The sequence below is a fragment of the Klebsiella sp. C349492 genome, assembly GCF_042055345.1.
GTDB classification, from domain to species: domain Bacteria; phylum Pseudomonadota; class Gammaproteobacteria; order Enterobacterales; family Enterobacteriaceae; genus Klebsiella; species Klebsiella scottii.
In genome coordinates this window covers 632258-657210 of record NZ_JANQCE010000002.1, presented here as the reverse complement: position 1 = coordinate 657210, position 24953 = coordinate 632258, and the positions used below count along the sequence as shown (strand labels likewise).

The window sequence follows — 24953 nt, the reverse complement described above, 5'->3', positions numbered from 1 at the left end:
CATGCAAGACCATGACGGCGCTTAACCCTTGCGGTTCGCCTGTACGCCCGGTCGCGCATTCGCCCACTCTGGAGACTAAAATGAACGCACTTTCCTCTGCATTACGCCCCGCTTCGCGCCGCATGGCCGTTCCGGCACTGCTATTTTTCCTGTCCGTGCCGCCGGTTTTTGCCATGGGCGATAATAGTACCGAGAGTAAAACTCCGGACTGCCCGAGCGGGCAGGTTTACAACAGCGCCACCAAACAGTGCGTGCCGGAGAAAACCAGCAGCCTCAGCGACCAGGATAAAACCAACTACGCTTACCATCTGGCGAAAAAAGGCGAGTACCAGACGGCGCTGAACCTGCTGGATTCGTTAAAAAACGGTAATACGGCCGAGGCCTGGAACTACCGCGGCTATGCAACCCGCAAGCTCGGCCGCACGGACGAAGGCATCGGCTATTATCAGCGTTCGCTGGCGCTTGAGCCGAATTATGCCAAAGCGCGGGAGTATCTGGGTGAAGCCTGGATGATAAAAGGTCGTCCGGATCTCGCGAAGGAGCAGCTGAAGGTGATTGCCGGGATCTGCGGCCAGGGCTGCGAGGAGTATCGCGATCTGCAGGTGGCCATTAACGGACATCCCGAATCCTGAATATCGTCACGAGGGTAAGAAAATCACAACCAGTGAAGTTCGCTCACAGCTTGCCGCGCATCTGGCCCGCCTTTGGCGCTACGGGCTGGTACTGTCGCGCAGCCGCGATGTAGCCGAAGAGTTGGTACAGTCCACCTGCGTACGCGCGCTCGAAAAGAGCGCGCAGTATACGCCGGGCACGCGTATCGACAGATGGCTGTTTTCTATTCTCCACTCAATCTGGATCTCAGAGCTGCGCGCGCGCCACGTGCGGATGGGGCAAGGATTCGTTGACAGCGAAGAGCTGGTTGCGCCGGATTCCCGTGAAATGGAGGAAGATAGCCTGCAGTACCGGCAAATTATGCGGCGCGTGGGCGCGCTGGCGGAAGCGCAGCGCAATGCCGTATTTTTGGTGTATGTCGAAGGCTTTACCTATCAGGAGGCGGCGGACACCCTGTCGGTGCCGGTTGGTACCATTATGAGCCGGCTGGCGGCGGCAAGGCTGACGCTGGCAAAATCGATAGCTACCCCGCCCTCTGCGAAGGAGAAACGCTCTTGAAATCCTTAAGTTTTACGCCTCCCTATAACGATGAGGCCATCGTTGCCTGGCTGGATGGCGAGATGAGCGACGCCGACGCCCGCAGGTTCGAATCCGCGTTCAAGAGCGATGGGCAGCTTGCCGCCCGCACCGCCGAGCTGATGAGCAGCAATCAGAACTATCGGCAGGCCTTCGCTCCCTTACTCGATGAGGCTCCGCTGGAGCGCATGCAGGCAAGGCTGGAAGCGCAGCTGGCGGAGGACGAGGATAGCCGCGCGCCACGGCCGTCGTTTAGCCGCCGCTCGATGATTGCCGCCTCGCTCAGCTTTTTGCTGATTGGCTCCGGGTTAGGCTATCTGGCGCGCGCTCCGGCGGGCGAGCCCGACGAGAGCGAAAATATTCGCGATCTTGAAGCCCGCTACATGTCGCTCTACAGCGCCGAAACGCTGCTCGATCTCGACAGCTCGTCGCCGCTGCTGCAGCGCGGCCTGACGCGCACCGCCGAGGATATCGGCCTGCATCTCAATGAACATCAGCTCAGGCTGCAGGGTGCGGAGCTTAAAATGGTCCGCATACTGCGCTACGACAGCACCTCGATAGCGCAGATTGCCTGGATGCATGCCGAATATGGCCCCATGGCGCTGTGCATCTCTCCGCTGCGCCAGCAGGGCAGCGCGGAGATTAGCAGCGAGCAGCGCCACGGGATGAATCTCGCCTGGTGGCACGATCGGGGATATCAGTTCGTATTAATTGGCCGCAACCCTGGCCCACAGCTGCACAATAGCGCCCGGGCGCTACAGGCGGCGCTGTCATAAGCGCCATACCGCCCGCTCGGAGGGCAGCTTAAGTCTGCTCGACGCATAAAAAAACCTCGCCGCAGCGAGGTTTTATCAGCCTCTGCGGCTTAGTGAGCGTTAACCACAACCCACATCGGCCCCTGACCTACGGCATAGCGCCCTTTCTCCTGCAGCAGGCCCTGCTCGCCGCTAATTTCATATACCGCGACGTGGTGGGATTTCTGCCCGGCGGCAATCAGGTACCTGCCGCTGTGATCGAGGTTAAAGCCGCGCGGCTGGGCCTCGGTCGGCTGGTAGCCTTCAATCGCCAGCACGCTGCCGTCTTCGGAGACGCTGAAGATGGTGATAATGCTGGCAGTACGATCGCAGGCGTACAGATGACGGCCGTCCGCAGTCAGGTGGATATCCGCCGCCCAGCGCACGCCGGTAAAGTCGGCAGGCATCATATCCAGCGTCTGCACGCACTCAATTTTGCCGTGCGGGTCCTTCAGCTCCCAGACGTCGACGGAGCTGTTCAGTTCGTTAACGCAGTAGCCGTACTGCTGGTTCGGATGGAACACCATATGACGCGGGCCGGCGCCTTCAACGGTGGTGACTTCCGCCGGCTCCTGCGCCGCCAGGAAACCGTCATCGCTGAGGGTAAACAGACAGATGCGATCCTGCTTCAGCGCCGGTACCCACAGCGTGCGGTTATCCGGGGCAATATTGGCCGAGTGGCAGCCTTCCAGCCCTTCAACCACGGCCACCGTTTCACCCGGCAGACCGTCGGTCAGCGGCGTGACGCTAACGCAGCCCGAATTGTAGGAGGCGCTGAACACGAAGCGGCCCAGCCTGTCGGTCGAAATATGCGTCGGGCTCCCCGGCAGCGCGGCTTCACCGGCGAAAGTCAGCGCCCCATTATCTGGCGCAATGCGGTAAGCCAGTACGCGAAACTCCGGACGCACGCCGACGTAGAGATACTCTTTATTCGGGCTAACCACCATCGGCTGCACCTGACCCGGGGCGTCAACAACCTGTACCAGGGTCAAATTTCCCGCAAGATCCAGACTCCAGACGTGAATCTGCTGGCTTTCCGGGCTGGCGGTATAAACGGTTTGTTTCATGAATACTCCTTTCCTCACTGCGCATGGAAAACTTATACATTTCATTCAGCAAGCTGCTTGTTCGATGCAATGTATAGACTCTTTTAACGGTAGATGCTGAAAAATTTGCCCCTGAGGCACAGCGGTGTACCATCATGGCCTGCTCACTTTTCACCATTAACCGGAAACAACACATGACCTCACGCGTGATTGCCCTGGATTTAGACGGCACCTTATTGACCTCAAGCAAGACGATCCTGCCCGCCTCACTTGAGGCGCTGGCGCGTGCCCGCGCGGCCGGTTACCAGGTGATCGTCGTCACGGGTCGACATCACGTCGCGATCCATCCTTTTTATCAGGCACTGGCTCTGGATACACCTGCAATTTGTTGTAATGGCACTTATTTGTATGATTATCAGGCAAAAAAGGTTCTGCAAGCCGATCCGATGGCGGTCGATAAGGCGCTAAGCCTCGCCGGGATGCTGGCCGACCACGACGTTCACGGCCTGATGTACGTCGACGACGCCATGCTCTACGAGCAACCGACCGGGCACGTCATCCGTACCGCCCGCTGGGCAGAGTCGCTGCCGCCGGAACAGCGTCCGGTCTTCACCCAGGTTGACTCTCTGGCGCAGGCGGCGCGCGAGGTGAAGGCGGTGTGGAAGTTTGCCCTCACCGATGAAAACATTCCCAAACTGCAGCAGTTCGCGCAGCACGTCGGCCAGACGCTGGGGCTGGAGTGCGAATGGTCGTGGCACGATCAGGTCGATATCGCCCGCGCCGGCAACAGCAAAGGCAAGCGCCTGGCGCAGTGGGTTGAAGCCCAGGGGCTGTCGATGCAGGACGTGGTGGCCTTCGGCGACAACTATAACGATCTCAGCATGCTGGAAGCCGCCGGTACCGGCGTGGCGATGGGTAACGCGGTCGACGAAGTCAAAGCGCGCGCGAACGTGGTGATTGGCGAGAACGAAAGCAACAGCATTGCCGACTTTATCAACCGCAACCTGCTGTGATCAGGCGGTAATCGACACGCTCTTAATTTGCGCGTACAGCCACTGACCTGGCGTAACCCCCAGGTCATCTCTGGCCCACGGGCTGATGCGCGCCCATAGAGTGCGGCCGCTGACCTCCAGCTGCACCTCAATCTGTCCGTTGGTTTCAATACACTGCACCACCTGCGCGCGTAAAATATTACGAATGCTGGTTCGCTGCGGGAGCTCCAGCACCAGCGACACGTCGGACGCCTGAACGCGAATGCGCGCCGACTCGCCCAGCGGCCGCTCGAGCTGGTTGACCCACAGCCGCTGCTCGCCGAGGGCCAGCGCGGTCATCGCATACTGCGGATGCTGGGCGACAACCGAAACGTTCAGTATCGTACTCTGCTGGTCCTGCGGCAGCCACGGGTGCATCACGCTGCTGCCCCACACCTCTTCGAGATCGCCAAACGCCTTCACGCTGCCGTTTTCCAGCACCAGCACTTTATCCGCCAGATGCTGGATCTCATCCAGCGAATGGCTGACGTACAGCATCGGGATATTGATTTCGCGCGCCAGCCGCTGCAGGTAGGGCAGCAGCTCACGCTTACGGGGAATATCCAGCGATGCCAGCGGCTCATCGAGCAGCAGCAGCTCAGGGGCGGTCAGCAGCGCCCGGCCGATGGCCACCCGCTGCTTCTCGCCGCCGGAGAGGCCGCCCGGCAGGCGCTCGAGCAGAGGCTCAATCCCCAGCAGCGCCACCAGCTTATCGAACTGACCGGCCATATTCTTCGCCATGCCGTACTGCAAATTGCCGCGCACTTTGTAGTGCGGGAACAGACGGGCATCCTGGAAAACGTAGCCAATCCGCCGTTTTTCCGGCGCCAGGCAGATGCGCTTTTCGACATCATTCAGCACCCGGCCGTTGAGCACGATCCGTCCTTTCTGCGGTCGGGTCAGGCCGCTGATGGCATTGATGAGCGAGGTTTTACCGGCTCCGGATACGCCAAATACCGCGGTAATACCGCTGGCGGGCAGCGTCTCCTGAATGTTCAGGCAGTGGGTTCCCAGCGTCTGGGTAAAATCGAGTTCAAGCATCGTTATTTACCCATCCGCGCGCGGCTGAGGCGAGCCAGCCATTCGGAAACCAGCAGCGAGATCAGCGCCAGGACGATCGAAATTAAGCATAAACGCGCGGCGGCGCCCTCGCCGCCCGGCGTTTGGATCAGGGTATACATTGCCGAGGGGATCGTGCGCGTTTCGCCGGGGATATTGGAAACGAAGGTGATGGTCGCGCCAAACTCGCCCAGCGAGCGGGCGAAGGCCAGCACGGTGCCGACAATAATGCCCGGCAGCGTCAGCGGCAGGGTGATGGTAAAGAACACCCGCCAGCGCCCGGCGCCGAGGGTTCGCGCCGCCTGCTCCAGCTTGATATCGACCCCTTCAAGCGCCAGGCGAATCGCCCGCACCATCAGAGGAAACGACATCACCGCCGCCGCCAGCACCGCGCCGCGCCAGCTAAAGGCAAACGTCAGGCCGAACCAGTCGTACAGCCAGCTGCCGATGAAACCGCGTCTTCCCATCGCAACCAGCAGTAAATAGCCGACCACCACCGGCGGCAGCACCAGCGGGAGGTGGAGAATACTGTCGAGCAGCGCTTTTCCGGGGAAGCTGCGCCTGACCAGCAGCCAGGAAAAAAAGATCCCAAAAGGTAAGCTAAACACCACCGCCAGGGATGATACTTTGAGGCTCAGCAGCACCGCCTGCCATTCGGGATCGCTTAAAATCATTGGCGCGTGGTAAATCCGTATTGTTTGAAGATAGCTGACGCCTCAGGCCCTTTCAGGTAGTCATAGAATGCGCTGACGGTTGCATTTTTATGCCCGTCAATAATGGCCAGCGGATACTCAACCTTCTTATGCGAATCTTCCGGGAAGGTGCCCACTACTTTAACACCTTTGCTGGCAACCGCATCGGAGCCGTAAACGATGCCCAACGGCGCTTCGTCACGTTCAACCAATGCCAGCGCCCCGCGCACGTCTTCCGCCGGAGCCAGTTTTGCTGACAAGGTGTCCCATGCCCCCAGCTTTTGCAGCGCTTCTTTAGCATAAATCCCGGCCGGTACATGTTCCGGGTCGCCCACCGCCAGACGGCCGCCCTTCAGCAGGCTGGTCCAGTCAGTCTTGCTGTTGATGGTAATATCGCCCTGCGCGCTGGCCTTTGGCGCAACGACAACCAGGCTGTTTCCCAGCAGCGTTTCGCGTGAGGCGGTATCAATCGCTTTTTTCTCAACCGCGTAATCCATCCATTTCTGGTCTGCGGAGATAAACAGGTCAGCAGGCGCGCCCGCTTCAATTTGCCGTGCCAGCGTTGAAGAGGAGGCAAAGGATGAGACTACATCAACCTTTTTCTCCTGCTTATACGCCTTAGCGATATCCTGCATCGCGTTGGTTAATGAAGCCGCCGCGAAGACCGTTATCTTCCCCTCTTCTGCCAGCGCCTGCCCGGCGACGGAGAGCGTTAACGTTGCTCCGACAAAAAAACGTAACCATTGACGTGCCATCTGAAACTCCTGTGCGTGCGTTATGTACGGAACAATATAACGATGTGAACAGGGTTTTCCCAGTGCGAATTGGTGGTAAATAGAGAAGGATCAAAAGGAAGGGATAAAAAAACGCCCGGAGAAACCGGGCGTCAGGAAATCAGTTTTTTTGCTGGCCGCGATCTTTATGACCGACGCCGGAGAAGATGTTGAACACTTCGCCCAGACCGTAAATCAGACCGAGGATGATAGCCATCACCACCGGGACCATGACCACGGCAAAAACCAGACTTTTCAATAGCTCTAACATAGTTGGCTCCAGAAAGTACGAATGCTTAATTGTAACCGTTTCAGCAGGAAAAACACGCCCCATTTGTGCGATGCCTCGCCGACTACGGTCATAGATCTATCTTGCAAGATGCTCGCTATCGGTCACAATACCCTTTTTGCCAGGATATTATTATGCAGGCCGAAATTCTCCTCACCCTGAAATTACAGCAGCGCCTGTTCGCCGACCCTCGCCGCATCTCCCTGCTGAAACAGATTGACCAGACGGGTTCAATTAGCCAGGGCGCGAAAAATGCCGGCATCAGCTATAAAAGCGCGTGGGATGCTATTAACGAAATGAATCAGCTCAGCGAGCAGGCGCTGGTTGACCGCGCGACCGGCGGTAAAGGCGGCGGCGGCGCGGTGCTGACCCGCTACGGCCAGCGGTTGATTCAGCTTTACGATCTGCTGGCGCAGATTCAACAGAAAGCTTTTGACGTCCTGAGCGACGACGACGCGCTGCCTCTCGACAGCCTGCTCGCCGCCATCTCCCGCTTCTCCCTGCAAACCAGCGCCCGTAACCAGTGGTTTGGCACCATCACCGGCCGCGACCATCAGCAGGTGCAGCAGCATGTGGAGGTTTTGCTGGCCGACGGACAGACCCGCTTTAAAGTCGCGATCACCGCCCAAAGCGCCGAACGGCTCGGCCTGGATGAAGGCCAGGAGGTGCTGGTTTTGCTGAAAGCGCCGTGGGTCGGTATGACCCAGGACCCGGCGGTGGCCGCAGAAGCGGACAACCAGCTCACGGGACGGATCGGCCATATCGAATACGGGCCGGAGCAGTGCGAAGTGCTGATGACGCTGCCGGACGGCCAGAACCTGTGTGCGACACTTCCTCGGGAGCAGATTCGCGATCTGGCTGAAGGTGCCGAGGCGATCGCCTATTTCAATGCCGATCGCATCATTCTTGCCACCTTGTGCTGACGGGATTGACATTATCCGCCTGAAGACGTATCCCTGAAGCACTTTGCTGCAAAAAGTGGGATACACAATGTCATCATTGCAAATATCGCAAGGCACGTTCCGCCTGAGCGACACAAAAACGCTAAATATTGAACACCTCACCGTTGGCGCCGGCGAAAGCTGGGCATTCGTCGGTAGCAACGGCAGCGGTAAATCCGCGCTGGCCCGCGCGCTATCCGGCGAACTCACCCTGCTCTCCGGCCGGCGTGAAAGTGATTTTACCCGCATCACCCGCCTCTCCTTTGAACAGCTACAGAAGCTGGTCAGCGACGAGTGGCAGCGCAACAACACCGATCTGCTCAGCCCTGGCGAAGAAGATACCGGCCGCTTTACGCATGAGATAATCCAGGATGAATATAAGGATGCCGCCCGCTGTGCTCATCTTGCCGGGCTGTTTGGCATTTCCAGCCTGCTGCAGCGCCGTTTTAAATATCTCTCCACCGGCGAGACGCGCAAAACGCTGCTGTGCCAGGCGCTGATGGCCAAACCGGATTTACTGATCCTTGATGAGCCTTTCGACGGCCTTGACGTGGCCTCCCGCCACCAGCTGGCCGAACTGCTGGCAACCCTGAACGGAGAAGGCATCACCCTCGTGCTGGTACTCAACCGGTTCGATGAAATCCCCGCATTCGTCCAGTTTGCCGGCGTGCTGGCGGACTGTACGCTAAGCGAGATCGGTGAGAAACAGACCCTGCTGCAGCAGGCGCTGATCGCCCAGCTGGCCCACAGCGAGCAGCTTGACGGGATCGCGTTACCGGAACCGGATGCGCCCGCCGCCCGCAACTCTCTCGCTGCCGATATGCCGCGCATTATCCTCAACGATGGCGTGGTGTCATACAACGACCGGCCAATCATCAATCACCTCAGCTGGCAGGTAAACCCCGGCGAGCACTGGCAGATAGTCGGGCCCAACGGCGCCGGGAAATCGACGCTGCTCAGCCTGATCACCGGCGACCATCCCCAGGGATACAGCAACGATCTGACCCTTTTTGGCCGCCGTCGCGGCAGCGGTGAAACCATCTGGGATATCAAAAAGCATATCGGCTACGTCAGCAGCAGCCTGCACCTGGAGTATCGCGTCAGCACCACCGTGCGCAACGTCATTCTGTCGGGCTATTTCGACTCGATCGGCATCTATCAGGCCGTTTCCGATAAGCAGCGCAAGCTGGTACAAACCTGGCTGGATATTCTGGGTATTGACGGCCGCACCGCCGACGCCCCGTTCCACAGCCTGTCGTGGGGCCAGCAGCGTCTGGCGCTGATTGTCCGCGCGCTGGTGAAACACCCGACGCTGCTGATCCTCGACGAGCCGCTGCAGGGTCTCGACCCTCTCAACCGCCAGCTGGTACGCCGCTTTGTTGACGTGCTGATTAGCGAAGGGGCCACCCAGCTGCTGTTTGTTTCCCACCATGCCGAAGACGCCCCGGACTGCATCACCCACCGCCTGGAGTTTATTCCGAGTGGAGACGGTTACACTTACCGGATCGGTCCGCTGGCAAAATAAACCAATCCAGGGGTCTGCGGATCCCTGTATTTTTTCAGATAAAGTTCAAAAATAACCATTAACATAATGTTTTAAAACAGTATTTATTTAAACATCGCGTTTGTGTATTTTAGTGTAAGCGATACCACCAATTTGGTCTGTGTCACACTTTTTCGTTCTTTGATATGCTATCGTCTTCACATACGATAAGCCTATTGGAGCGAGTCATGAAAGTATTGGTTACAGGTGGTAGCGGTTACATTGGAAGTCATACCTGCGTACAGCTGCTGCTGCAGGGACATGAAGTGATTATTCTCGACAACCTCTGCAACAGTAAGCGCAGCGTGCTGCCGGTGATTGAGCGTCTTGGCGGGAAAAAAGCGACCTTTGTTGAAGGCGATATCCGCAATGAAGCGTTGATGACCGAGATCCTGCACGATCACGCCATTGAGGCGGTGATCCACTTTGCCGGACTGAAAGCCGTCGGCGAATCCGTCGCTAAACCACTGGAATACTACGACAATAATGTGACCGGCACGTTAAAGTTAGTTTCCGCCATGCGCGCCGCCGGCGTTAAAAACTTTATTTTCAGCTCCTCCGCTACCGTCTACGGCGACCAGCCAAAGATCCCTTACGTTGAAAGCTTCCCGACCGGCACTCCGCAAAGCCCGTATGGCAAAAGCAAGCTGATGGTCGAACAAATTCTTACCGACCTGCAGAAAGCCCAGCCCGAGTGGAGCATTGCGCTGCTGCGCTACTTCAACCCGGTTGGCGCTCACCAGTCCGGGGATATGGGCGAAGATCCGCAGGGCATCCCCAACAACCTGATGCCGTACATTGCGCAGGTGGCGGTGGGCCGTCGCGAATCGCTGGCGGTATTCGGTAATGACTATCCGACCGAAGACGGCACCGGCGTGCGCGACTATATCCACGTTATGGACCTCGCGGACGGTCACGTTGCGGCGATGGAAAAACTGGCCGGTAAGTCAGGCGTGCACGTTTATAACCTTGGCGCAGGCGTTGGCAGCAGCGTCCTTGACGTCATTAATGCCTTCAGCAAAGCCTGCGGCAAACCGATTAACTACCACTTCGCGCCGCGCCGTGAAGGCGATCTCCCGGCCTACTGGGCTGACGCCGAAAAGGCCGACCGTGAACTGAACTGGCGCGTCACGCGCAACCTTGACGAGATGGCACAGGACACCTGGCACTGGCAGTCCCGTCATCCGCAGGGTTACCCAGACTAAGGAACCGTCATGAGCGTATTTAACCCCGTCGACCATCCGCACCGTCGCTATAACCCGTTAACCGGGCAGTGGATTTTGGTTTCCCCGCATCGCGCCAAGCGCCCCTGGCAGGGGGCGCAGGAAACGCCGGCAAAACTGACATTGCCAGCGCACGATCCGGACTGTTTCCTGTGCCCGGGTAACACCCGCGTCACCGGTGATACCAACCCGAATTACGCCGGCACGTACGTGTTTACTAACGACTTTGCGGCCTTGATGACCGATACTCCGGATGCACCGGAAAGCGACGATCCCCTGATGCGCTGTCAAAGCGCGCGCGGGACCAGCCGGGTCATCTGCTTCTCGCCAGACCACAGCAAAACGCTGCCTGAGCTGAGCGTTGAAGCCCTGGACGGCGTGGTTAAAGCGTGGCAGGAACAGACGGCCGATCTTGGCCAGCACTACCCGTGGGTGCAGGTGTTTGAGAATAAAGGCGCCGCGATGGGTTGCTCCAACCCGCATCCGCACGGCCAGGTCTGGGCCAACAGCTTCCTGCCGAACGAAGCCGAACGCGAAGATCGCCTGCAGAAGGCGCACTACGCCGGGTACGGTTCGCCGATGCTGGTGGATTACGCCCGGCGTGAACTCGCCGACGGCAGCCGCACGGTTGTCGAAACTGAACACTGGCTGGCCGTTGTTCCCTACTGGGCGGCCTGGCCATTTGAGACCCTGCTGCTGCCGAAAGCGCACATCCTGCGCCTGACCGATTTAACCGCCGCACAGCGCACCGACCTTGCGCTGGCGCTGAAAAAGCTGACCAGCCGTTACGACAACCTGTTCCAGTGCTCGTTCCCCTACTCTATGGGCTGGCACGGCGCGCCGTTTAATGGTGAAGACAATAATCACTGGCAGCTACACGCCCACTTTTATCCGCCGCTGCTGCGTTCCGCTACGGTACGCAAATTTATGGTCGGCTACGAAATGCTGGCCGAAACCCAGCGTGACCTGACGGCGGAGCAAGCCGCCGAGCGTCTGCGCGCGGTCAGCGACGTTCATTTTCGCGAATCCGGAGAATAACAATGAGTCTGAAAGAAAAAACCCAAGCCCTGTTTGCCGAGAAATTTGGCTACCCTGCCAGCCACACCATTCAGGCTCCGGGTCGCGTTAATTTGATCGGCGAACATACCGACTATAACGACGGTTTCGTGCTGCCCTGCGCCATTGATTATCAAACGGTCATCAGCTGCGCGCCGCGCACGGACCGCGTGGTACGCGTGATCGCCGCGGATTATGAAAATCAGTCCGACGAGTTTTCGCTGGATGCGAAAATTGTCAGCCACGATAGCCAACAGTGGTCCAACTACGTGCGCGGCGTGGTGAAGCATCTGCAGAAGCGCAACAGCCATTTCGGTGGCGCGGATCTGGTCATTGCCGGAGACGTTCCCCAGGGCGCCGGCTTAAGCTCCTCGGCGTCGCTGGAGGTTGCCGTTGGAACCGTATTCCAGCAGCTCTATCATCTGCCGCTGGACGGCGCGCAAATCGCGCTGAACGGTCAGGAGGCGGAAAACCAGTTCGTCGGCTGTAACTGCGGCATTATGGACCAGCTGATCTCCGCGCTGGGCAAGAAAGACCACGCCCTGCTGATTGACTGCCGCACGCTGGGCACCAAGGCCGTCTCGATGCCGAAAGGCGTGGCGGTGGTGATTATCAATAGTAATTTTAAACGCACCCTGGTCGGCAGCGAATACAATACCCGCCGCGAACAGTGCGAAACCGGCGCGCGCTTCTTCCAGCAGCCGGCGCTGCGTGACGTTACCCTTGCCGAATTCAACGCCGTGGCCGCTGAGCTGGACCCGATCGTTGCTCAGCGCGTTCGCCACGTGCTGACCGAAAACGCCCGCACCGTCGAAGCCGCCAGCGCGCTGGAGAAAGGCGACCTGAAGCGTATGGGCGAACTGATGGCCGAGTCTCACGCCTCGATGCGCGATGATTTTGAAATTACCGTCCCGCAAATTGACGCCCTGGTCGAGATCGTCAAAGCCGCCATCGGCGACAAAGGCGGCGTACGCATGACCGGCGGCGGCTTCGGTGGCTGCATTGTGGCGCTGGTGCCGGAAGAGCTGGTGGATACCGTTCAGCAGGCCGTTGCCGCGCAGTATGAAGCGAAAACCGGTATTAAAGAGACCTTCTACGTTTGCAAACCTTCGCAGGGAGCCGGACAGTGCTAAATCAAACAACAGAACGCGCGCCGGATGGCCAGCCGTGGCAGCTCATTACCTTGCGCAATGACGCCGGGATGGTGGTCACGCTGATGGACTGGGGCGCTACGCTGCTCTCCGCCCAGGTCACTCTGGCTGACGGCAGCGTCCGCGAAGCCCTGCTCGGCTGCGCCTCGCCGGAACAATATACCCGCCAGGCGGCCTATCTCGGCGCCTCGGTCGGTCGCTATGCCAACCGCATCGCCAACAGCCGGTTTGTTCTCGATGGCCATACCGTCAACCTGGTGCCGTCCAATGACGCTGGTCACCAGCTGCACGGCGGGCCGGACGGATTTGATAAGCGCCGCTGGCAGATAGTCAGCGCCGACGAACGCCAGGCGCTGTTTTCACTCTCTTCCGCCGACGGCGACCAGGGATTCCCCGGAGATCTGCAGGCTACGGCGCGCTATCGCCTGACCGACGATAACCGTATTGCCATCGAATATCGCGCCACCGTCGATCGGCCCTGCCCGGTGAATCTGACCAACCACGTCTACTTCAACCTTGATGGCCAGCAGACCGACGTTCGTCAGCATCGGCTGCAGCTCTTCGCCGACCGCTATTTGCCGGTAGAGAGCGACGGCATCCCCGGCGGCGATCTGCGCGACGTTAGCGAAACCAGCTTTGACTTCCGCGAACCTCAGGTGCTGGCGGAGCGGTTCCTGAGCGATGACGATCAGCGCAAGGTGAAAGGCTACGATCATGCGTTTCTGCTGCAGGCGCAGGGCGATGCCGGCCAGCCTGCGGCCCACGTCTGGTCGCAGGATGAAAAGCTGCAGATGACGGTGTACACCTCCGCCCCGGCGCTGCAGTTTTATTCCGGCAACTACCTCGGCGGCACGCCGTCGCGCACGGAACAACCGTACGCAGACTGGCAAGGCCTGGCGCTGGAGAGCGAATTCCTGCCCGACTCGCCAAACCACCCGCACTGGCCGCAGCCGGATTGCGTATTACGCCCGGGCGAGGAGTACGTCAGCCTGACGGAATACCAGTTCATCGCCAGATAATGCCCCCGCCCTCCTGATGGAGGGCTTTTTTTCGCCACTTTGGCGTAAATTACGCCACCTGCCGACAAAAATATAACCGCTGATTTACAAGCATCTTACACTGAGCCACTATTTTCGCTATGGTTAGGGATAAGCGTTGCCGTGAGGTAAATCACAGCAATATAATGAGAATAGTTATCAATCAATAAACGCATACACCGCAGCATTCGGGTTGTATCGATTCGGCCGCTGAGTGAGTCCCGCAAAACATAGTCTCGCTATGCTCGCAGGGGGAACGAAGGCGGCCGCTGAGCCACAGCGCGAAGGACGGCGTGTTGTATTGAGGAGTGAGAGAATGGCTGTAACTAAGCTGGTACTGGTCCGTCACGGCGAAAGCCAATGGAACAACGAAAACCGTTTCACCGGTTGGTACGATGTCGATCTGTCCGAAAAAGGCGTGGGTGAAGCAAAAGCGGCAGGTAAACTGCTGAAAGAGGAAGGCTTCAGCTTCGACTTTGCTTATACCTCTGTGCTGAAACGTGCCATCCATACCCTGTGGAACGTGCTGGACGAACTGGATCAAGCCTGGCTGCCGGTTGAGAAATCCTGGAAACTGAACGAACGTCACTACGGCGCTTTGCAGGGTCTGAACAAAGCCGAAACCGCTGAGAAATACGGTGACGAGCAGGTTAAGCAGTGGCGCCGTGGTTTTGCCATTACGCCGCCAGAGCTGAGCAAAGACGACGAGCGCTTCCCGGGCCACGATCCGCGTTATGCGAAACTGACCGATGCCGAGCTGCCGGTCACTGAAAGCCTGGCGCTGACCATCGAGCGCGTGGTGCCTTACTGGAATGAAACCATTCTGCCGCGTCTGAAAAGCGGTGAGCGCGTCATTATTGCCGCTCACGGTAACTCCCTGCGTGCGCTGGTGAAGTACCTCGACAACATGGGCGAAGAAGAGATCCTCGAACTGAATATCCCGACCGGCGTGCCGCTGGTATATGAGTTCGATGAAAACTTTAAGCCGATCAAACATTACTATCTGGGCAATGCTGATGAAATCGCTGCCAAAGCGGCGGCGGTAGCGAACCAGGGTAAAGCGAAGTAATTTTCGCCGGTATAAAAAAAGCGTGGATTGCTCCACGCTTTTTTATTTGCCCTTAATCCCGACGTCGCGACGCGCGGTCGGGCAATGAACACGCTACCCGCGGCGGGCTTTCACCGCATCCGCCAGCTGGCGCAGGATAATATCCGTGTCTTCCCAGCCAATGCAGGCATCGGTCACGCTCTTACCATAGGTCAGCGGCTCTCCGCTCTCCAGGCTCTGGCTACCTTCCACCAGGTGGCTTTCAATCATCACGCCCATGATCGCCTGCTCGCCGCCGGCAATCTGCTGGCAGACATCGCTCCCCACGTCCATTTGTCTTTTAAACTGTTTGCTGGAGTTGGCGTGGCTGAAATCGATCATGATCTGCGCCGGCAGACCCGCTTTCGCCAGCCCAACCTTCACTTCAGCAACGTGCTTCGCGCTGTAGTTTGGTTCTTTACCCCCGCGCAGAATGATATGGCAGTCGCTGTTGCCGCTGGTGTTCACAATCGCCGAATGACCCCACTTGGTCACCGACAGGAAGCAGTGCGGCGCGCCGGCGGCGTTGATGGCATCAATAGCGACTTTAATCGTCCCGTCGGTACCGTTTTTAAAGCCAACCGGGCATGAGAGGCCTGAGGAGAGCTCGCGGTGAACCTGTGATTCGGTGGTACGCGCGCCGATTGCGCCCCAGCTCATCAGGTCAGCGACGTACTGGGGGGTGATCATATCAAGGAATTCGCCCGCCGCCGGCAGACCGCTGTCGTTAATCTCCAGCAGCAGCTTACGCGCAATGCGCAGACCGTCGTTGATGCGGAAGCTGTTATCCATATGCGGATCGTTGATCAGCCCCTTCCAGCCGACGGTAGTGCGCGGTTTCTCGAAATAGACGCGCATCACCACTTCCAGCTCGCCTTTCAGCTCTTCTCGCAGGGTCAGCAGGCGCTCAGCGTACTCTTTCGCCGCCGCCGTATCGTGAATAGAGCAGGGCCCAATAACAACCAGCAGACGATCGTCGTTGCCCTTGAGGATCTGGTGGATCGCTTTACGAGCATGCGCCACGGTATTAGCAGCATTTTCGGTCGCGGGGAATTTTTCGAGAAGCGCAACGGGAGGGAGTAATTCGTTGATCTCTTTAATGCGTAAATCGTCGTTCTGATAATTCATTTTCTTTCCAGCTCTGCCATCTTATCTATTTAAATGCAATCCCCCCAATCTATCTCTTCATTCAAAAAGTGTAAACGTGATTTTACAGTGACAACAGATTAATCCTGAAAATAGATTAAAAAACGCAATAAAGCAGCGAAAAACAGGTCATGAACTACAATTTTTAACTGTTAAGACCAATCTTCACGCCACTAATCAGTATTCCGTGCTGATGTAACTTATTGATGTGAAGCTTTTAACCGTAGAGAGCGCGTGAACTCTGGCACATGCACTGTTGGAAGAGGTTATCCGACATATCGACCATAACAGGAGCATCCTATGAAAATGACCATCCTCACCCCACTCTTTTTAGCCGCTACCCTTGGCCTGAGCAGCGCCGCCGCGCTGGCAGCAGATACGGGCGCCCAGTCCAACAACGGACAGGCCAACGCTTCCGCCGATGCCGGACAGGTCGCGCCTGATGCCCGCGCCAACGTCGCGCCAAACAAGGTTGATAACGATAAGATCAACTCTGGCGACAAGATGCTCAACTCCGACGGTTCAACCATGAACCATGACGGAATGACCAGCGACGAAGCCCATAAAAATGCGATGTGCAAGGACGGCCGCTGCCCGGAAAGCACCCCAGGCGATAACGGTAGCAAAACGGACGGGACGACGCAGTAGCATCCGCGCCTGAAAACAGGGGGAGCCGCGGCTCTCCTTTTTTATTTTATTCACCGAAAATCGGTATGATGTCATACAGTAATAATGAGAATAATCAGGGGATGACACCATGGCGCACTCGCATAATTCACCTCAGCAGCCGCAGGATAATAACGCTCGCCGCCTGCTGCTGGCCTTTATCGTCACCGCCGGCTTTATGGTGGTTGAAGCCGTTGGCGGCGCGCTCTCAGGCTCTCTGGCGCTGCTGGCCGACGCCGGCCATATGCTGACCGACTCCGCCGCCCTGCTCTTCGCCCTGCTGGCCGTCCGTTTTGCCAGCCGTCCACCCAACGCCCGGCATACTTTTGGCTGGCTGCGTCTGACGACCCTCGCCGCCTTCGTTAACGCCATCGCGCTGGTAGTCATTACCATCCTTATCGTATGGGAAGCGATTCAGCGCTTTAATCATCCGCAGCCCGTCGCCGGGGCGGCCATGATGATCATCGCCGTTGCCGGGCTGCTGGCCAATATTCTGGCCTTCTGGATCCTTCACCGCGGCAGCGAGGAGCGCAACCTTAACGTTCGCGCCGCGGCGCTGCACGTGCTGGGCGATTTACTTGGTTCGGTGGGCGCGATTATCGCCGCGATAGTGATTTTAACCACCGGCTGGACGCCGATTGACCCGATTTTGTCGGTGCTGGTTTCCTGCCTGGTGCTGCGCAGCGCCTGGCGGCTGCTGCAGGAGAGCCTGAACGAGCTGCTGGAGGGGGCGCCGCGTTCGCTGGATGTTGACGGTCTGAAGCGTGATTTACGCCGTTCGGTTGCCGAGGTCCGCGACGTGCACCATGTTCACGTCTGGCTGGTCGGGGAAAAAACGGTGATGACGCTGCACGTACAGGTCGTCCCTCCGCACGATCACGACGCCCTGCTGAATCGTATCCAGGCATTTTTGCACCACAAGTACGACGTTGAGCACGCGACCGTGCAGATGGAGTATCAGCCCTGCAGCGGCCCGGAATGCCGTCTTAACATGACTCACTCCGGGCACGCCCATCAGCATCATCACTAGCGAGAAAACGCGTGAGAACCCCGCTCACGCGCGCTGTTGATCCACATCCGGCTGCCGTTGACGGCTATAAAGGTCAGCAGCAGGTATTCCAGCGACATCGCGTAGACGCCCTGCCGCGCAAAAATGACCACGCTGATCACGTTAATAATCACCCACAGCAGCCAGTTCTCAACGTATTTGCGGGTCATCAGGATCATGGCTGCGATCGACAGCACCATCATGCAGGAGTCCCAGAACGGGAAGGCATCCGGCTGTAGCTCCGGCATGGCGACCTGCAGTCCCAGCCCCTGCATCAGCGTCACCGCCACCCGCGTCAGGAACGCGAATACCGGATCGATAAATACCGTCATCAGGCCAATCGCCACCACGCACGCCGCCAGCCAGCCCAGCGCTTTGGGTAGCGGTAGCCAGCGGATTTGCAGCGCGGCCTCATGGCTGCTGGTCTGCCGCGACCAGGCGTACCAGCCGTAGACGTTAGCCACGAAGAAAAATACCTGCAGCAGCAGGCTGGCATAGAGCTGGATCTGAAAGAAGATAATGGCGAACAGGGTGACGTTAATCAGCCCAAAGGCATAGTTGCCGATCTTTTCCAGACTCGCCAGCCAGATGCACAGCAGCCCGGCAATCGTCCCTATGGCCTCAATCCAGGATAAGTCATATCCCCCGGCGCCAATGGGTATATGTACCAAAATATTCTGTGTACTTAAAAAATCCATCTTTTCCCCAGAGCGTATTGCACGCGTTGTCGGTTATCCCCGTAGTGTAGCCGCAAAATCCAGCATTCTGTTAAGCGGAATTAATGCGCCGGTACGCAGCTGTTCATCAACCTGAATCTCGTGCGCTGCTCCGCCATGTTCCAGACCTTCAGCAATCGCCTTCAGACCGTTCATCGCCATCCACGGGCAGTGGGCGCAGCTGCGGCAGGTTGCCCCTTCGCCGGCCGTCGGCGCTTCCAGCAGCTCTTTCTCCGGCACTGCCTGCTGCATTTTATAGAAGATACCGCGGTCGGTGGCGACAATCAGCTGGCGCTGAGGTAGCGTTCTGGCCGCATTGATTAGCTGGCTGGTTGACCCCACGGCATCGGCCATATCCACAATCGACTGCGGCGATTCAGGATGAACCAGCACCGCGGCGTCAGGGTACAGCGCCTTCATTCTGCTCAGCGCCTGGGTTTTAAATTCATCGTGCACAATACAGGCGCCCTGCCAGCACAGAACGTCTGCGCCCGTCTGTTTCTGTACGTAATTGCCCAGGTGGCGGTCCGGCGCCCAAATGATTTTTTCGCCCAGGCTATCAAGATGCTCGATCAGCTCAACCGCAATGCTGGAGGTCACCACCCAGTCAGCGCGGGCTTTAACCGCCGCGGAGGTATTGGCGTAGACCACCACGGTGCGGTCAGGATGCGCATCGCAAAACTGACTGAACTCATCAATGGGACAGCCCAGATCGAGGGAGCACTCGGCGTGAAGCGTCGGCATCAGGATCGTTTTTTCCGGGCTAAGGATTTTTGCCGTTTCGCCCATAAAACGCACGCCGGCAACCAGCAGCGTCGATGCCGGGTGGCGGGCGCCAAAGCGCGCCATTTCAAGAGAATCAGAGATGCACCCGCCGGTCTCTTCCGCCAGCTGCTGAATTTCAGGGTCGGTATAGTAGTGGGCAACCATGACCGCATCCCGTTCGCGCAGCAGGCGCTTGATCTTTTCACGATAAAAGTGCTTTTCATCGCGGTTCAACGGCATCGGCTTGGGCGGGAAAGGATAAATCGCCGTTTCAGGGTCAAACATTACGCTCATCATGCAATCTCGTTTTACTGGCTTAACTCAAAGACCGTTAAAATGCCTTCACGCGGCACCGGGACGGCCGTAGTGTTTTATATGCTAAACAAGATAGCCGATTGTACAGAAAATGTCGTGGGGAATTTATCTGCGGGAAAAGGGATAAAGCTGCGGGTTGAATATTATAAATTGCCGATAGCAAAAAGGCGCCTTTAGGGCGCCTTTTTACACTGGAGGGTCGTGCAGGATGACTCGCTTGCGCTCGCCCTACTGGCCGTTGCCGTGCAACGTTATCCTTCACGCTTAACATCTGAGTAAGACATTAAAATTGGTGGGTCGTGCAGGATTCGAACCTGCGACCAATTGATTAAAAGTCAACTGCTCTACCAACTGAGCTAACGACCCCTTGCGGGTTTACTACTTTAAATCATTCAGGTTGGTGGGTCGTGCAGGATGACTCGGCTTTGCCTCGCCCTTCGGGCCGTTGCCGCGCAACGTTATCCTTCACTTTCTCTACCGCTAAATACCTTAAGCGTTGGTGGGTCGTGCAGGATTCGAACCTGCGACCAATTGATTAAAAGTCAACTGCTCTACCAACTGAGCTAACGACCCGCTCGGGTACTACCTGAATCATTCTTCACTCGTCACCAATAAAAATTGGTGGGTCGTGCAGGATGACTCGCTTGCGCTCGCCCTACGGGCCGCTGCCGTGCAACGTTATCCTTCACGCTTAACATCTGAGTAAGATGCTAAAATTGGTGGGTCGTGCAGGATTCGAACCTGCGACCAATTGATTAAAAGTCAACTGCTCTACCAACTGAGCTAACGACCCGAGTGGTGGGTGATGACGGGATCGAACCGCCGACCCCCTCCTTGTAAGGGAGGTGCTCTCCCAGCTGAGCTAATCACCCGATACTACGCTGGATACTGCTACTAACTAAGCGAGTTAGTGGTGGGTCGTGCAGGATGACTCGGCTTCGCCTTGCCCTACGGGCCGTTGCTAATGCAACGTTATCCTTCACGTTTTACTATCGCGTTCCACCAGAACGATTGGTGGGTCGTGCAGGATTCGAACCTGCGACCAATTGATTAAAAGTCAACTGCTCTACCAACTGAGCTAACGACCCACTTTTTTCGTCGCTTCAGGCTTGTTCGATATCCCGTGGCAACGGCGGCATATATTACTGATTTAAGAATTCAGCGCAACAAGTATTTCGATAAAAAACATCTGACTGCTTAGGATTCATGCGACACGACCAGAAATACTGCAATTTCTGGTCATGGCATAATCATCCGAGCGCGTTAAGACGTTTCTGAGCTTGTTTCGCGCCATCGGTACCGGGAAATTTACCGACTACCTGCTGGTAAACTGCCTTCGCTTTTGCGGTATCACCTTTGTCCTGCATGATCACGCCGACTTTAAACATCGCATCCGGCGCTTTTGGGGATTTCGGGTAATTCTTCACCACCGAAGCGAAATAGTAGGCCGCATCGTCCTTTTTCCCCTTGTTGTAATTCAACTGACCGAGCCAGTAGTTGGCGTTCGGTTGATACGTTGAGTCCGGGTACTTTTTGACGAAATTCTGAAACGCAGCCATGGCGTCATCCTGGCGGGACGAATCCTTCACCAGCGCAATAGCGGCGTTGTAATCGGTGTTCGCATCTCCGGTCAGCGCCGGAACGCCAGAGTTCGCCGCTGGTGCCGCCGTAGCGGCCGCTGCGCCCTGCCCGTCGCCAGACGATGCCGCCGGCGTCTGCGCATCCGTCGCCGCCCCGCCGCTGCTCATCCCGTTAATTTGCAGCAGGATCTGTTTCTGGCGCTCAACAACCTGATTAAGCTGATACTGACTTTCCTGAATCTGACCGCGCAGGGAATCAATATCGTTCTGGTTATCGGAGAGCTGTTGCTGAAGTTGGGTTAAAAGCTGACTGTGAGCATTAGAAATACGCTCGAGTTGAGTGACGCGGTCTTCGACCGAGCCTGAGCCGACACTACTGATTGGCGCCTGAGCAAAAGCGGCCCAGGGGGCCGCTATGCCAACCAGTAACGACAGACTCAACAGATGATGTCTGAAGTTACTGCTCATGCAATTCTCTTAGTAAACCAGTACGGCGCGACGGTTTTTAGCGTAAGCCGCTTCGTCATGGCCCAGTACTGCAGGTTTTTCTTTACCGTAAGAAACGATGGAGATCTGGTCAGCAGAAACACCTTTGCCCTGCAGATACATCTTAACGGCGTTAGCACGACGCTCGCCCAGAGCGATGTTGTATTCCGGAGTACCGCGCTCATCCGCGTGACCTTCAACGGTCACTTTATAGGACGGGTTGCTACGCAGGAAGTTAGCGTGCGCATCCAGCATTGCAGCGAAGTCAGAACGGATATCGTACTTGTCCAGATCGAAGTAAACGATGTTGTTCTGCTGCAGCTGCTGCATTTGCAGACGAGCTTGCTCTTCAGAAGACATGTTGCCGCCGTTAGCGTTAGCATCCATACCAGTGCCGGCACCCAGCATGCCTTCACCGCTCTGGTCGTTGCTGGCGTTCTTGTTGGAAGAACACGCCGCGATTGCCATAACCGGCAGAGCGATCATCAGCCCTTTCAGCACTTTGTTCAGTTGCATTTCTTTGATTCCTTTAATAATCAATTATTTATTATCACAGATACGGAGACCAGGCAGGGAATTTTACCTGTCCATCAGTCGCCGGAAGACGCGCTTTGAAACGCCCATCTGTAGAAACCAGATTCAGCACGGATCCCATCCCCTGAGAAGAGCTGTAGATAACCATAGTGCCGTTAGGTGCCAGACTTGGCGTTTCATCCAGGAACGTTGACGACAGAACTTGTACGCCACCCGCTACCAGATCTTGTTTGGCAATGTGCTGCTGGCCGCTGGCCGAGCTCACCATTACCATAAATTTACCGTCGCTGCTGACATCCGCATCCTGGTTTTGCGAACCTTCCCAGGAAATACGCTGCGGAGTACCGCCGCCGACGCTGACTTTGTACACCTGCGGACGACCGGCCTGGTCAGAAGTAAAGGCCAGGTTCTGGCTGTCCGGGAACCAGGTTGGTTCGGTGTTGTTGCTGCGACCGTTGGTCACCTGACGAATCTGACCAGAGCCCAGATCCATTACGTACAGGTTCAGGCTACCGGTTTTCGACAGAGCGAAAGCCAGCTTGCTACCGTCCGGCGAGAATGCCGGTGCGCCGTTATGCTGCGGGAACGAGGCAATCTGACGCACCGCTCCGTTGGCCAGAGTCTGCACTACCAGCGCAGAACGACCGCTTTCGAAAGTGACGTAAGCCAGTTTAGAACCGTCTGGAGACCATGCCGGAGACATCAGCGGCTGCGGAGAACGGTGGACGACAAACTGGTTGTAGCCGTCGTAGTCGGAGACGCGCAGCTCATACGGGAACTGGCCGCCGTTGGTCTGGACAACGTAAGCAATACGGGTACGGAACGCGCCCTTAATCGAGGTCAGCTTCTCAAATACCGCATCGCTGGCGGTATGACCCGCATAGCGAAGGTACTGTTTAGTCACCTTATAGGAGTTCTGCGCCAGAATCGTGCCCGGCGCACCGCCGGTGTCGACCAGCTGGTAGGCTACGTTGTAAGAACCGTCCGGGTTTGGCGTAACCTGGCCGACGACTACGGCGTCAATGCCCAGCGCGGACCATGCGGCAGGTTGAACTTCCTGCGCGGTTCCCGGCTGCTGAGGCAGACGCGAGCGATCCAGCGGGTTGAATTTACCGCTGTTGCGCAGGTCAGCCGCCACCACACCGCCAATATCTTCAGGTGCAGCACCCGGCCCGGCCCACTGGAACGGTACAACGCCGATCGGGCGTGCCGAGTCCACCCCTTGGGTGATCTCGATACGTACTTCTGCGTGCAGCACAGCCGCCCACAGCATTAAAAAACCAAATGCTACTCGTAATGCCTGCTTCATCATATCTCCCTTATCCGGGCGGAAAGCCCACGATAATTTAGCAGAATGTTAACAAACTCAAATACACAAAACTACCAAAACCCGGTGACAACCATAGATTGTTTTGCCCCGTTTGCACGGGGAAAACTATTACAGTTTAAAGTCTAGTTTGGCATCTTTTATTTTCTCATAAACTGCCTGGCTAGGTGGTTTCGGAATCCTCGCCGTTTTGGCCGCCGTCAATGCAGCCTGGCAAAGAGCCGGATCCCCACCTTCCTGTTGTATATCAAGCAATTGACCATCAGGCCCCAGCTTAATATGCAGCACACAAGACTTTCCTGCATACAAATCAGCACCGTACAAACGGCTCTGAATAGCATTACGAATCTGCGACGCGTAGCCGCTGATATCTGCGCCAGACGCCCCGCCGTTGCTGCCCGAAGTGCCGGTTGCATTCGCCGGCTGCCCCTGACCTTTCGCTCCGCCACCTTTCGGCGCATTCTTACCCGAGCTCAGATCGCCGAGCAGGTCGTCAACGCCGTCAGCTTCTTTAGCTGCCGCGGCTTTCTTCGCGGCGGCGGCTTTACCGGCTGCGGCCTTCGCTGCGGCGGCCTTAGCCGCTTTTTCTGCGGCAGCTTTTTCCGCGGCCTCGGCTTTGGCTGCCGCTGCTTTCTCTGCAGCCGCTGCAGCTTTATCAGCCGCGGCTTTTTCAGAGGCGGCTTTGGCTGCAGCCGCTTTCTCTGCCGCAGCCTTCTCGGCGGCGGCCTGTTTAGCCGCGTCCTGCTGTGCTTTCTTCTCAGCCTGCTGCTGCGCTTTTTTCGCCGCGTCGGCTTCAGCTTTCTTCTGCGCGTCTGCCGCAGCTTTCGCCTCGGCTTTCTTCTGCGCGTCCGCTGCAGCTTTCGCCGCTTCCGCTTCCGCCTGCTTTTTCGCATCAGCGGCGGCCTTGGCTGCGGCAGCTTCCGCTACTTTAGCCTGAGCATCCGCCTTCGCTTTTGCATCGGCGGCGGCTTTCGCAGCCGCTTCCTGCGCTTCTTTCGCCTGAGCGTCAGCCTTAGCTTTCGCCGCTGAAGCCGCTTTCTCTGCGGCTTCTTCAGCCTGCTTCTGCTGTTCTTTCGCTTCTTTAGCCGCTTCCTGAGCCTGCAGGCGGTCCTGCTCCAGCTGCTTCAGGCGCTCCTGCTCTGCGGCTTGTTTTTCACGCAGCTCTTCGGCCTGCTGCTGAGCCTGCTTTTCGCGTTGCTCTGCGGCGCGGCGCGAACTGGCCTGCTGCTGCTGCTGGCGGTTGTAGTTGTTAACGACCGCCCCAGGATCGACCATCACCGCATCAATAGAAGAGCCTCCTCCTCCACCGGATGAGGTATCCAGATGCTCATCGAACGAACTCCAGATCAGCAGCGCGATCAGAAAGATGTGCAGCACGACTGAAACTATGATGGCTCGTTTAAGCTTGTCGTTTTGTTCGGTTGCCTTTGACACTATCGGTTCCCAAAAACTGTTCGCCT

General features: G+C 57.4%; 25 protein-coding genes and 5 tRNA genes. 13 read left to right on the top strand and 17 right to left on the bottom strand.

The genetic code is table 11. The features are described 5' to 3' along the window. The first annotated feature begins 80 nt into the window (after positions 1 to 80). From NWP14_RS10785 to NWP14_RS10775, 3 genes are read left to right on the top strand one after another with little or no spacing between them, the layout of a single operon-like run. The gene (locus NWP14_RS10785) at positions 81 to 632 is read left to right on the top strand and encodes a tetratricopeptide repeat protein (RefSeq protein ID WP_375215299.1); all 552 of its coding nucleotides are present in this window, start codon (positions 81 to 83) and stop codon (positions 630 to 632) included. Between the two features lie 22 nt (positions 633 to 654). Continuing rightward, the gene (locus tag NWP14_RS10780) at positions 655 to 1170 is read left to right on the top strand and encodes a sigma-70 family RNA polymerase sigma factor (protein WP_375215414.1); all 516 of its coding nucleotides are present in this window, start codon (positions 655 to 657) and stop codon (positions 1168 to 1170) included. Beyond that, entirely contained in the window at positions 1167 to 1964 is a 798-nt protein-coding gene (locus NWP14_RS10775) for an anti-sigma factor family protein (RefSeq protein ID WP_375215298.1), read from the top strand. The genes NWP14_RS10780 and NWP14_RS10775 overlap by 4 nt, the downstream gene beginning before the upstream one ends. An 89-nt stretch (positions 1965 to 2053) precedes the next feature. Here NWP14_RS10775 and pgl read toward each other — a convergent pair whose 3' ends face one another. Next, positions 2054 to 3049, bottom strand: a complete 996-nt coding sequence (gene pgl / locus NWP14_RS10770; RefSeq protein ID WP_346431863.1) for a 6-phosphogluconolactonase — start codon at positions 3047 to 3049, stop codon at positions 2054 to 2056. Positions 3050 to 3222: 173 nt separating this feature from the next. On the opposite strand from pgl, the gene NWP14_RS10765 reads away from it, so the two are divergent. Further along, on the top strand, positions 3223 to 4041 hold the full coding sequence (locus tag NWP14_RS10765; protein WP_346431864.1) for a pyridoxal phosphatase: 819 nt from the start codon (positions 3223 to 3225) through the stop codon (positions 4039 to 4041). Here NWP14_RS10765 and modC read toward each other — a convergent pair whose 3' ends face one another. The 4 genes from modC to NWP14_RS10745 all read right to left on the bottom strand — a co-directional run bounded on the left by modC (position 4042) and on the right by NWP14_RS10745 (position 6854). Continuing rightward, positions 4042 to 5100 carry a molybdenum ABC transporter ATP-binding protein ModC gene (gene modC, locus NWP14_RS10760; protein WP_375215297.1) on the bottom strand — a complete coding sequence of 353 codons (1059 nt, stop codon included), beginning with the start codon at positions 5098 to 5100 and terminating at the stop codon, positions 4042 to 4044. Positions 5101 to 5102: 2 nt separating this feature from the next. Then, positions 5103 to 5792 (bottom strand): molybdate ABC transporter permease subunit, encoded by a 690-nt coding sequence (modB, locus tag NWP14_RS10755; protein ID WP_095095212.1) that lies wholly within the window; start codon positions 5790 to 5792, stop codon positions 5103 to 5105. Next, positions 5789 to 6565: a molybdate ABC transporter substrate-binding protein gene (modA, locus tag NWP14_RS10750; RefSeq protein ID WP_095095211.1), complete on the bottom strand. Its 777-nt coding sequence runs from the start codon at positions 6563 to 6565 to the stop codon at positions 5789 to 5791. Before modA ends, modB begins: the two co-directional genes overlap by 4 nt. A 139-nt stretch (positions 6566 to 6704) precedes the next feature. Beyond that, a complete protein-coding gene (locus tag NWP14_RS10745; protein ID WP_041144659.1) occupies positions 6705 to 6854 on the bottom strand; it encodes an AcrZ family multidrug efflux pump-associated protein in 150 nt (49 codons plus the stop codon). A 152-nt stretch (positions 6855 to 7006) separates the two neighbouring features. Here NWP14_RS10745 and modE point away from each other — a divergent pair, with 152 nt between their 5' ends. The 7 genes from modE (at position 7007) to gpmA (ending at position 14892) form a co-directional block, all read left to right on the top strand. Next, complete coding sequence (modE, locus tag NWP14_RS10740; RefSeq protein ID WP_095095209.1) at positions 7007 to 7795, top strand: molybdenum-dependent transcriptional regulator; 789 nt, start codon at positions 7007 to 7009, stop codon at positions 7793 to 7795. A gap of 67 nt (positions 7796 to 7862) precedes the next feature. Further along, a complete protein-coding gene (modF, locus tag NWP14_RS10735; protein WP_375215296.1) occupies positions 7863 to 9338 on the top strand; it encodes a molybdate ABC transporter ATP-binding protein ModF in 1476 nt (491 codons plus the stop codon). A gap of 206 nt (positions 9339 to 9544) precedes the next feature. Beyond that, positions 9545 to 10561 (top strand): UDP-glucose 4-epimerase GalE, encoded by a 1017-nt coding sequence (gene galE / locus NWP14_RS10730; protein WP_095095203.1) that lies wholly within the window; start codon positions 9545 to 9547, stop codon positions 10559 to 10561. Positions 10562 to 10570: 9 nt separating this feature from the next. After that, entirely contained in the window at positions 10571 to 11617 is a 1047-nt protein-coding gene (gene galT / locus NWP14_RS10725) for a galactose-1-phosphate uridylyltransferase (RefSeq protein WP_095095201.1), read from the top strand. A 2-nt stretch (positions 11618 to 11619) separates the two neighbouring features. Beyond that, positions 11620 to 12768, top strand: a complete 1149-nt coding sequence (gene galK / locus NWP14_RS10720; RefSeq protein ID WP_095095200.1) for a galactokinase — start codon at positions 11620 to 11622, stop codon at positions 12766 to 12768. Continuing rightward, the gene (galM, locus tag NWP14_RS10715; protein ID WP_375215295.1) at positions 12762 to 13805 is read left to right on the top strand and encodes a galactose-1-epimerase; all 1044 of its coding nucleotides are present in this window, start codon (positions 12762 to 12764) and stop codon (positions 13803 to 13805) included. Before galK ends, galM begins: the two co-directional genes overlap by 7 nt. Before the next feature lie 334 nt (positions 13806 to 14139). Beyond that, positions 14140 to 14892 (top strand): 2,3-diphosphoglycerate-dependent phosphoglycerate mutase, encoded by a 753-nt coding sequence (gene gpmA / locus NWP14_RS10710; RefSeq protein ID WP_331850534.1) that lies wholly within the window; start codon positions 14140 to 14142, stop codon positions 14890 to 14892. A gap of 93 nt (positions 14893 to 14985) precedes the next feature. Here gpmA and aroG read toward each other — a convergent pair whose 3' ends face one another. Next, entirely contained in the window at positions 14986 to 16038 is a 1053-nt protein-coding gene (gene aroG / locus NWP14_RS10705) for a 3-deoxy-7-phosphoheptulonate synthase AroG (protein WP_095095194.1), read from the bottom strand. A 318-nt stretch (positions 16039 to 16356) separates the two neighbouring features. Between aroG and NWP14_RS10700 the strand changes: the two genes are divergently transcribed. Both NWP14_RS10700 and zitB read left to right on the top strand, forming a co-directional pair. Continuing rightward, positions 16357 to 16704, top strand: a complete 348-nt coding sequence (locus NWP14_RS10700) for a YbgS-like family protein (protein ID WP_095095191.1) — start codon at positions 16357 to 16359, stop codon at positions 16702 to 16704. 109 nt (positions 16705 to 16813) lie between these two features. Next, entirely contained in the window at positions 16814 to 17752 is a 939-nt protein-coding gene (gene zitB / locus NWP14_RS10695) for a CDF family zinc transporter ZitB (RefSeq protein ID WP_331850536.1), read from the top strand. Here the strand turns inward: zitB and pnuC are convergent. From pnuC to tolA, 11 genes are all read right to left on the bottom strand, one after another. Then, entirely contained in the window at positions 17749 to 18468 is a 720-nt protein-coding gene (pnuC, locus tag NWP14_RS10690; RefSeq protein ID WP_095095185.1) for a nicotinamide riboside transporter PnuC, read from the bottom strand. The two genes, zitB and pnuC, sit on opposite strands and share 4 nt — an antisense overlap. A gap of 33 nt (positions 18469 to 18501) precedes the next feature. Then, on the bottom strand, positions 18502 to 19545 hold the full coding sequence (gene nadA / locus NWP14_RS10685; RefSeq protein ID WP_095095182.1) for a quinolinate synthase NadA: 1044 nt from the start codon (positions 19543 to 19545) through the stop codon (positions 18502 to 18504). A gap of 311 nt (positions 19546 to 19856) precedes the next feature. Then, positions 19857 to 19932, bottom strand: a tRNA-Lys gene (locus tag NWP14_RS10680). 131 nt (positions 19933 to 20063) lie between these two features. Continuing rightward, positions 20064 to 20139: transfer RNA gene (locus NWP14_RS10675), tRNA-Lys, on the bottom strand. Positions 20140 to 20283: 144 nt separating this feature from the next. Beyond that, positions 20284 to 20359 (bottom strand) — tRNA-Lys (locus NWP14_RS10670). 3 nt (positions 20360 to 20362) lie between these two features. Then, positions 20363 to 20438 (bottom strand) — tRNA-Val (locus tag NWP14_RS10665). Positions 20439 to 20578: 140 nt separating this feature from the next. Then, positions 20579 to 20654, bottom strand: a tRNA-Lys gene (locus tag NWP14_RS10660). Between the two features lie 162 nt (positions 20655 to 20816). Then, entirely contained in the window at positions 20817 to 21614 is a 798-nt protein-coding gene (gene cpoB, locus NWP14_RS10655) for a cell division protein CpoB (protein WP_095095179.1), read from the bottom strand. A gap of 9 nt (positions 21615 to 21623) precedes the next feature. After that, positions 21624 to 22148, bottom strand: coding sequence for a peptidoglycan-associated lipoprotein Pal (gene pal, locus NWP14_RS10650; RefSeq protein WP_004859700.1), 525 nt, complete (start codon positions 22146 to 22148; stop codon positions 21624 to 21626). Between the two features lie 34 nt (positions 22149 to 22182). Continuing rightward, complete coding sequence (gene tolB, locus NWP14_RS10645) at positions 22183 to 23475, bottom strand: Tol-Pal system beta propeller repeat protein TolB (RefSeq protein ID WP_041144645.1); 1293 nt, start codon at positions 23473 to 23475, stop codon at positions 22183 to 22185. Between the two features lie 129 nt (positions 23476 to 23604). Further along, positions 23605 to 24927: a cell envelope integrity protein TolA gene (gene tolA, locus NWP14_RS10640; protein ID WP_095095176.1), complete on the bottom strand. Its 1323-nt coding sequence runs from the start codon at positions 24925 to 24927 to the stop codon at positions 23605 to 23607. Positions 24928 to 24953 lie beyond the last annotated feature (26 nt).

Excerpts from the sequence above, each read along its gene's own strand:
- modA (WP_095095211.1), bottom strand. The coding sequence starts at position 6,565 with ATGGCACGTCAATGGTTACGTTTTTTTGTCGGAGCAACGTTAACGCTC.
- modC (WP_375215297.1), bottom strand. The coding sequence starts at position 5,100 with ATGCTTGAACTCGATTTTACCCAGACGCTGGGAACCCACTGCCTGAAC.
- tolB (WP_041144645.1), bottom strand. The coding sequence starts at position 23,475 with ATGAAGCAGGCATTACGAGTAGCATTTGGTTTTTTAATGCTGTGGGCG.
- pgl (WP_346431863.1), bottom strand. The coding sequence starts at position 3,049 with ATGAAACAAACCGTTTATACCGCCAGCCCGGAAAGCCAGCAGATTCAC.
- NWP14_RS10785 (WP_375215299.1), top strand. The coding sequence starts at position 81 with ATGAACGCACTTTCCTCTGCATTACGCCCCGCTTCGCGCCGCATGGCC.
- NWP14_RS10700 (WP_095095191.1), top strand. The coding sequence starts at position 16,357 with ATGAAAATGACCATCCTCACCCCACTCTTTTTAGCCGCTACCCTTGGC.
- cpoB (WP_095095179.1), bottom strand. The coding sequence starts at position 21,614 with ATGAGCAGTAACTTCAGACATCATCTGTTGAGTCTGTCGTTACTGGTT.
- modF (WP_375215296.1), top strand. The coding sequence starts at position 7,863 with ATGTCATCATTGCAAATATCGCAAGGCACGTTCCGCCTGAGCGACACA.
- galK (WP_095095200.1), top strand. The coding sequence starts at position 11,620 with ATGAGTCTGAAAGAAAAAACCCAAGCCCTGTTTGCCGAGAAATTTGGC.
- aroG (WP_095095194.1), bottom strand. The coding sequence starts at position 16,038 with ATGAATTATCAGAACGACGATTTACGCATTAAAGAGATCAACGAATTA.
- modB (WP_095095212.1), bottom strand. The coding sequence starts at position 5,792 with ATGATTTTAAGCGATCCCGAATGGCAGGCGGTGCTGCTGAGCCTCAAA.
- NWP14_RS10765 (WP_346431864.1), top strand. The coding sequence starts at position 3,223 with ATGACCTCACGCGTGATTGCCCTGGATTTAGACGGCACCTTATTGACC.
- pnuC (WP_095095185.1), bottom strand. The coding sequence starts at position 18,468 with ATGGATTTTTTAAGTACACAGAATATTTTGGTACATATACCCATTGGC.
- pal (WP_004859700.1), bottom strand. The coding sequence starts at position 22,148 with ATGCAACTGAACAAAGTGCTGAAAGGGCTGATGATCGCTCTGCCGGTT.
- galE (WP_095095203.1), top strand. The coding sequence starts at position 9,545 with ATGAAAGTATTGGTTACAGGTGGTAGCGGTTACATTGGAAGTCATACC.
- gpmA (WP_331850534.1), top strand. The coding sequence starts at position 14,140 with ATGGCTGTAACTAAGCTGGTACTGGTCCGTCACGGCGAAAGCCAATGG.
- galT (WP_095095201.1), top strand. The coding sequence starts at position 10,571 with ATGAGCGTATTTAACCCCGTCGACCATCCGCACCGTCGCTATAACCCG.
- NWP14_RS10745 (WP_041144659.1), bottom strand. The coding sequence starts at position 6,854 with ATGTTAGAGCTATTGAAAAGTCTGGTTTTTGCCGTGGTCATGGTCCCG.
- zitB (WP_331850536.1), top strand. The coding sequence starts at position 16,814 with ATGGCGCACTCGCATAATTCACCTCAGCAGCCGCAGGATAATAACGCT.
- modE (WP_095095209.1), top strand. The coding sequence starts at position 7,007 with ATGCAGGCCGAAATTCTCCTCACCCTGAAATTACAGCAGCGCCTGTTC.
- nadA (WP_095095182.1), bottom strand. The coding sequence starts at position 19,545 with ATGAGCGTAATGTTTGACCCTGAAACGGCGATTTATCCTTTCCCGCCC.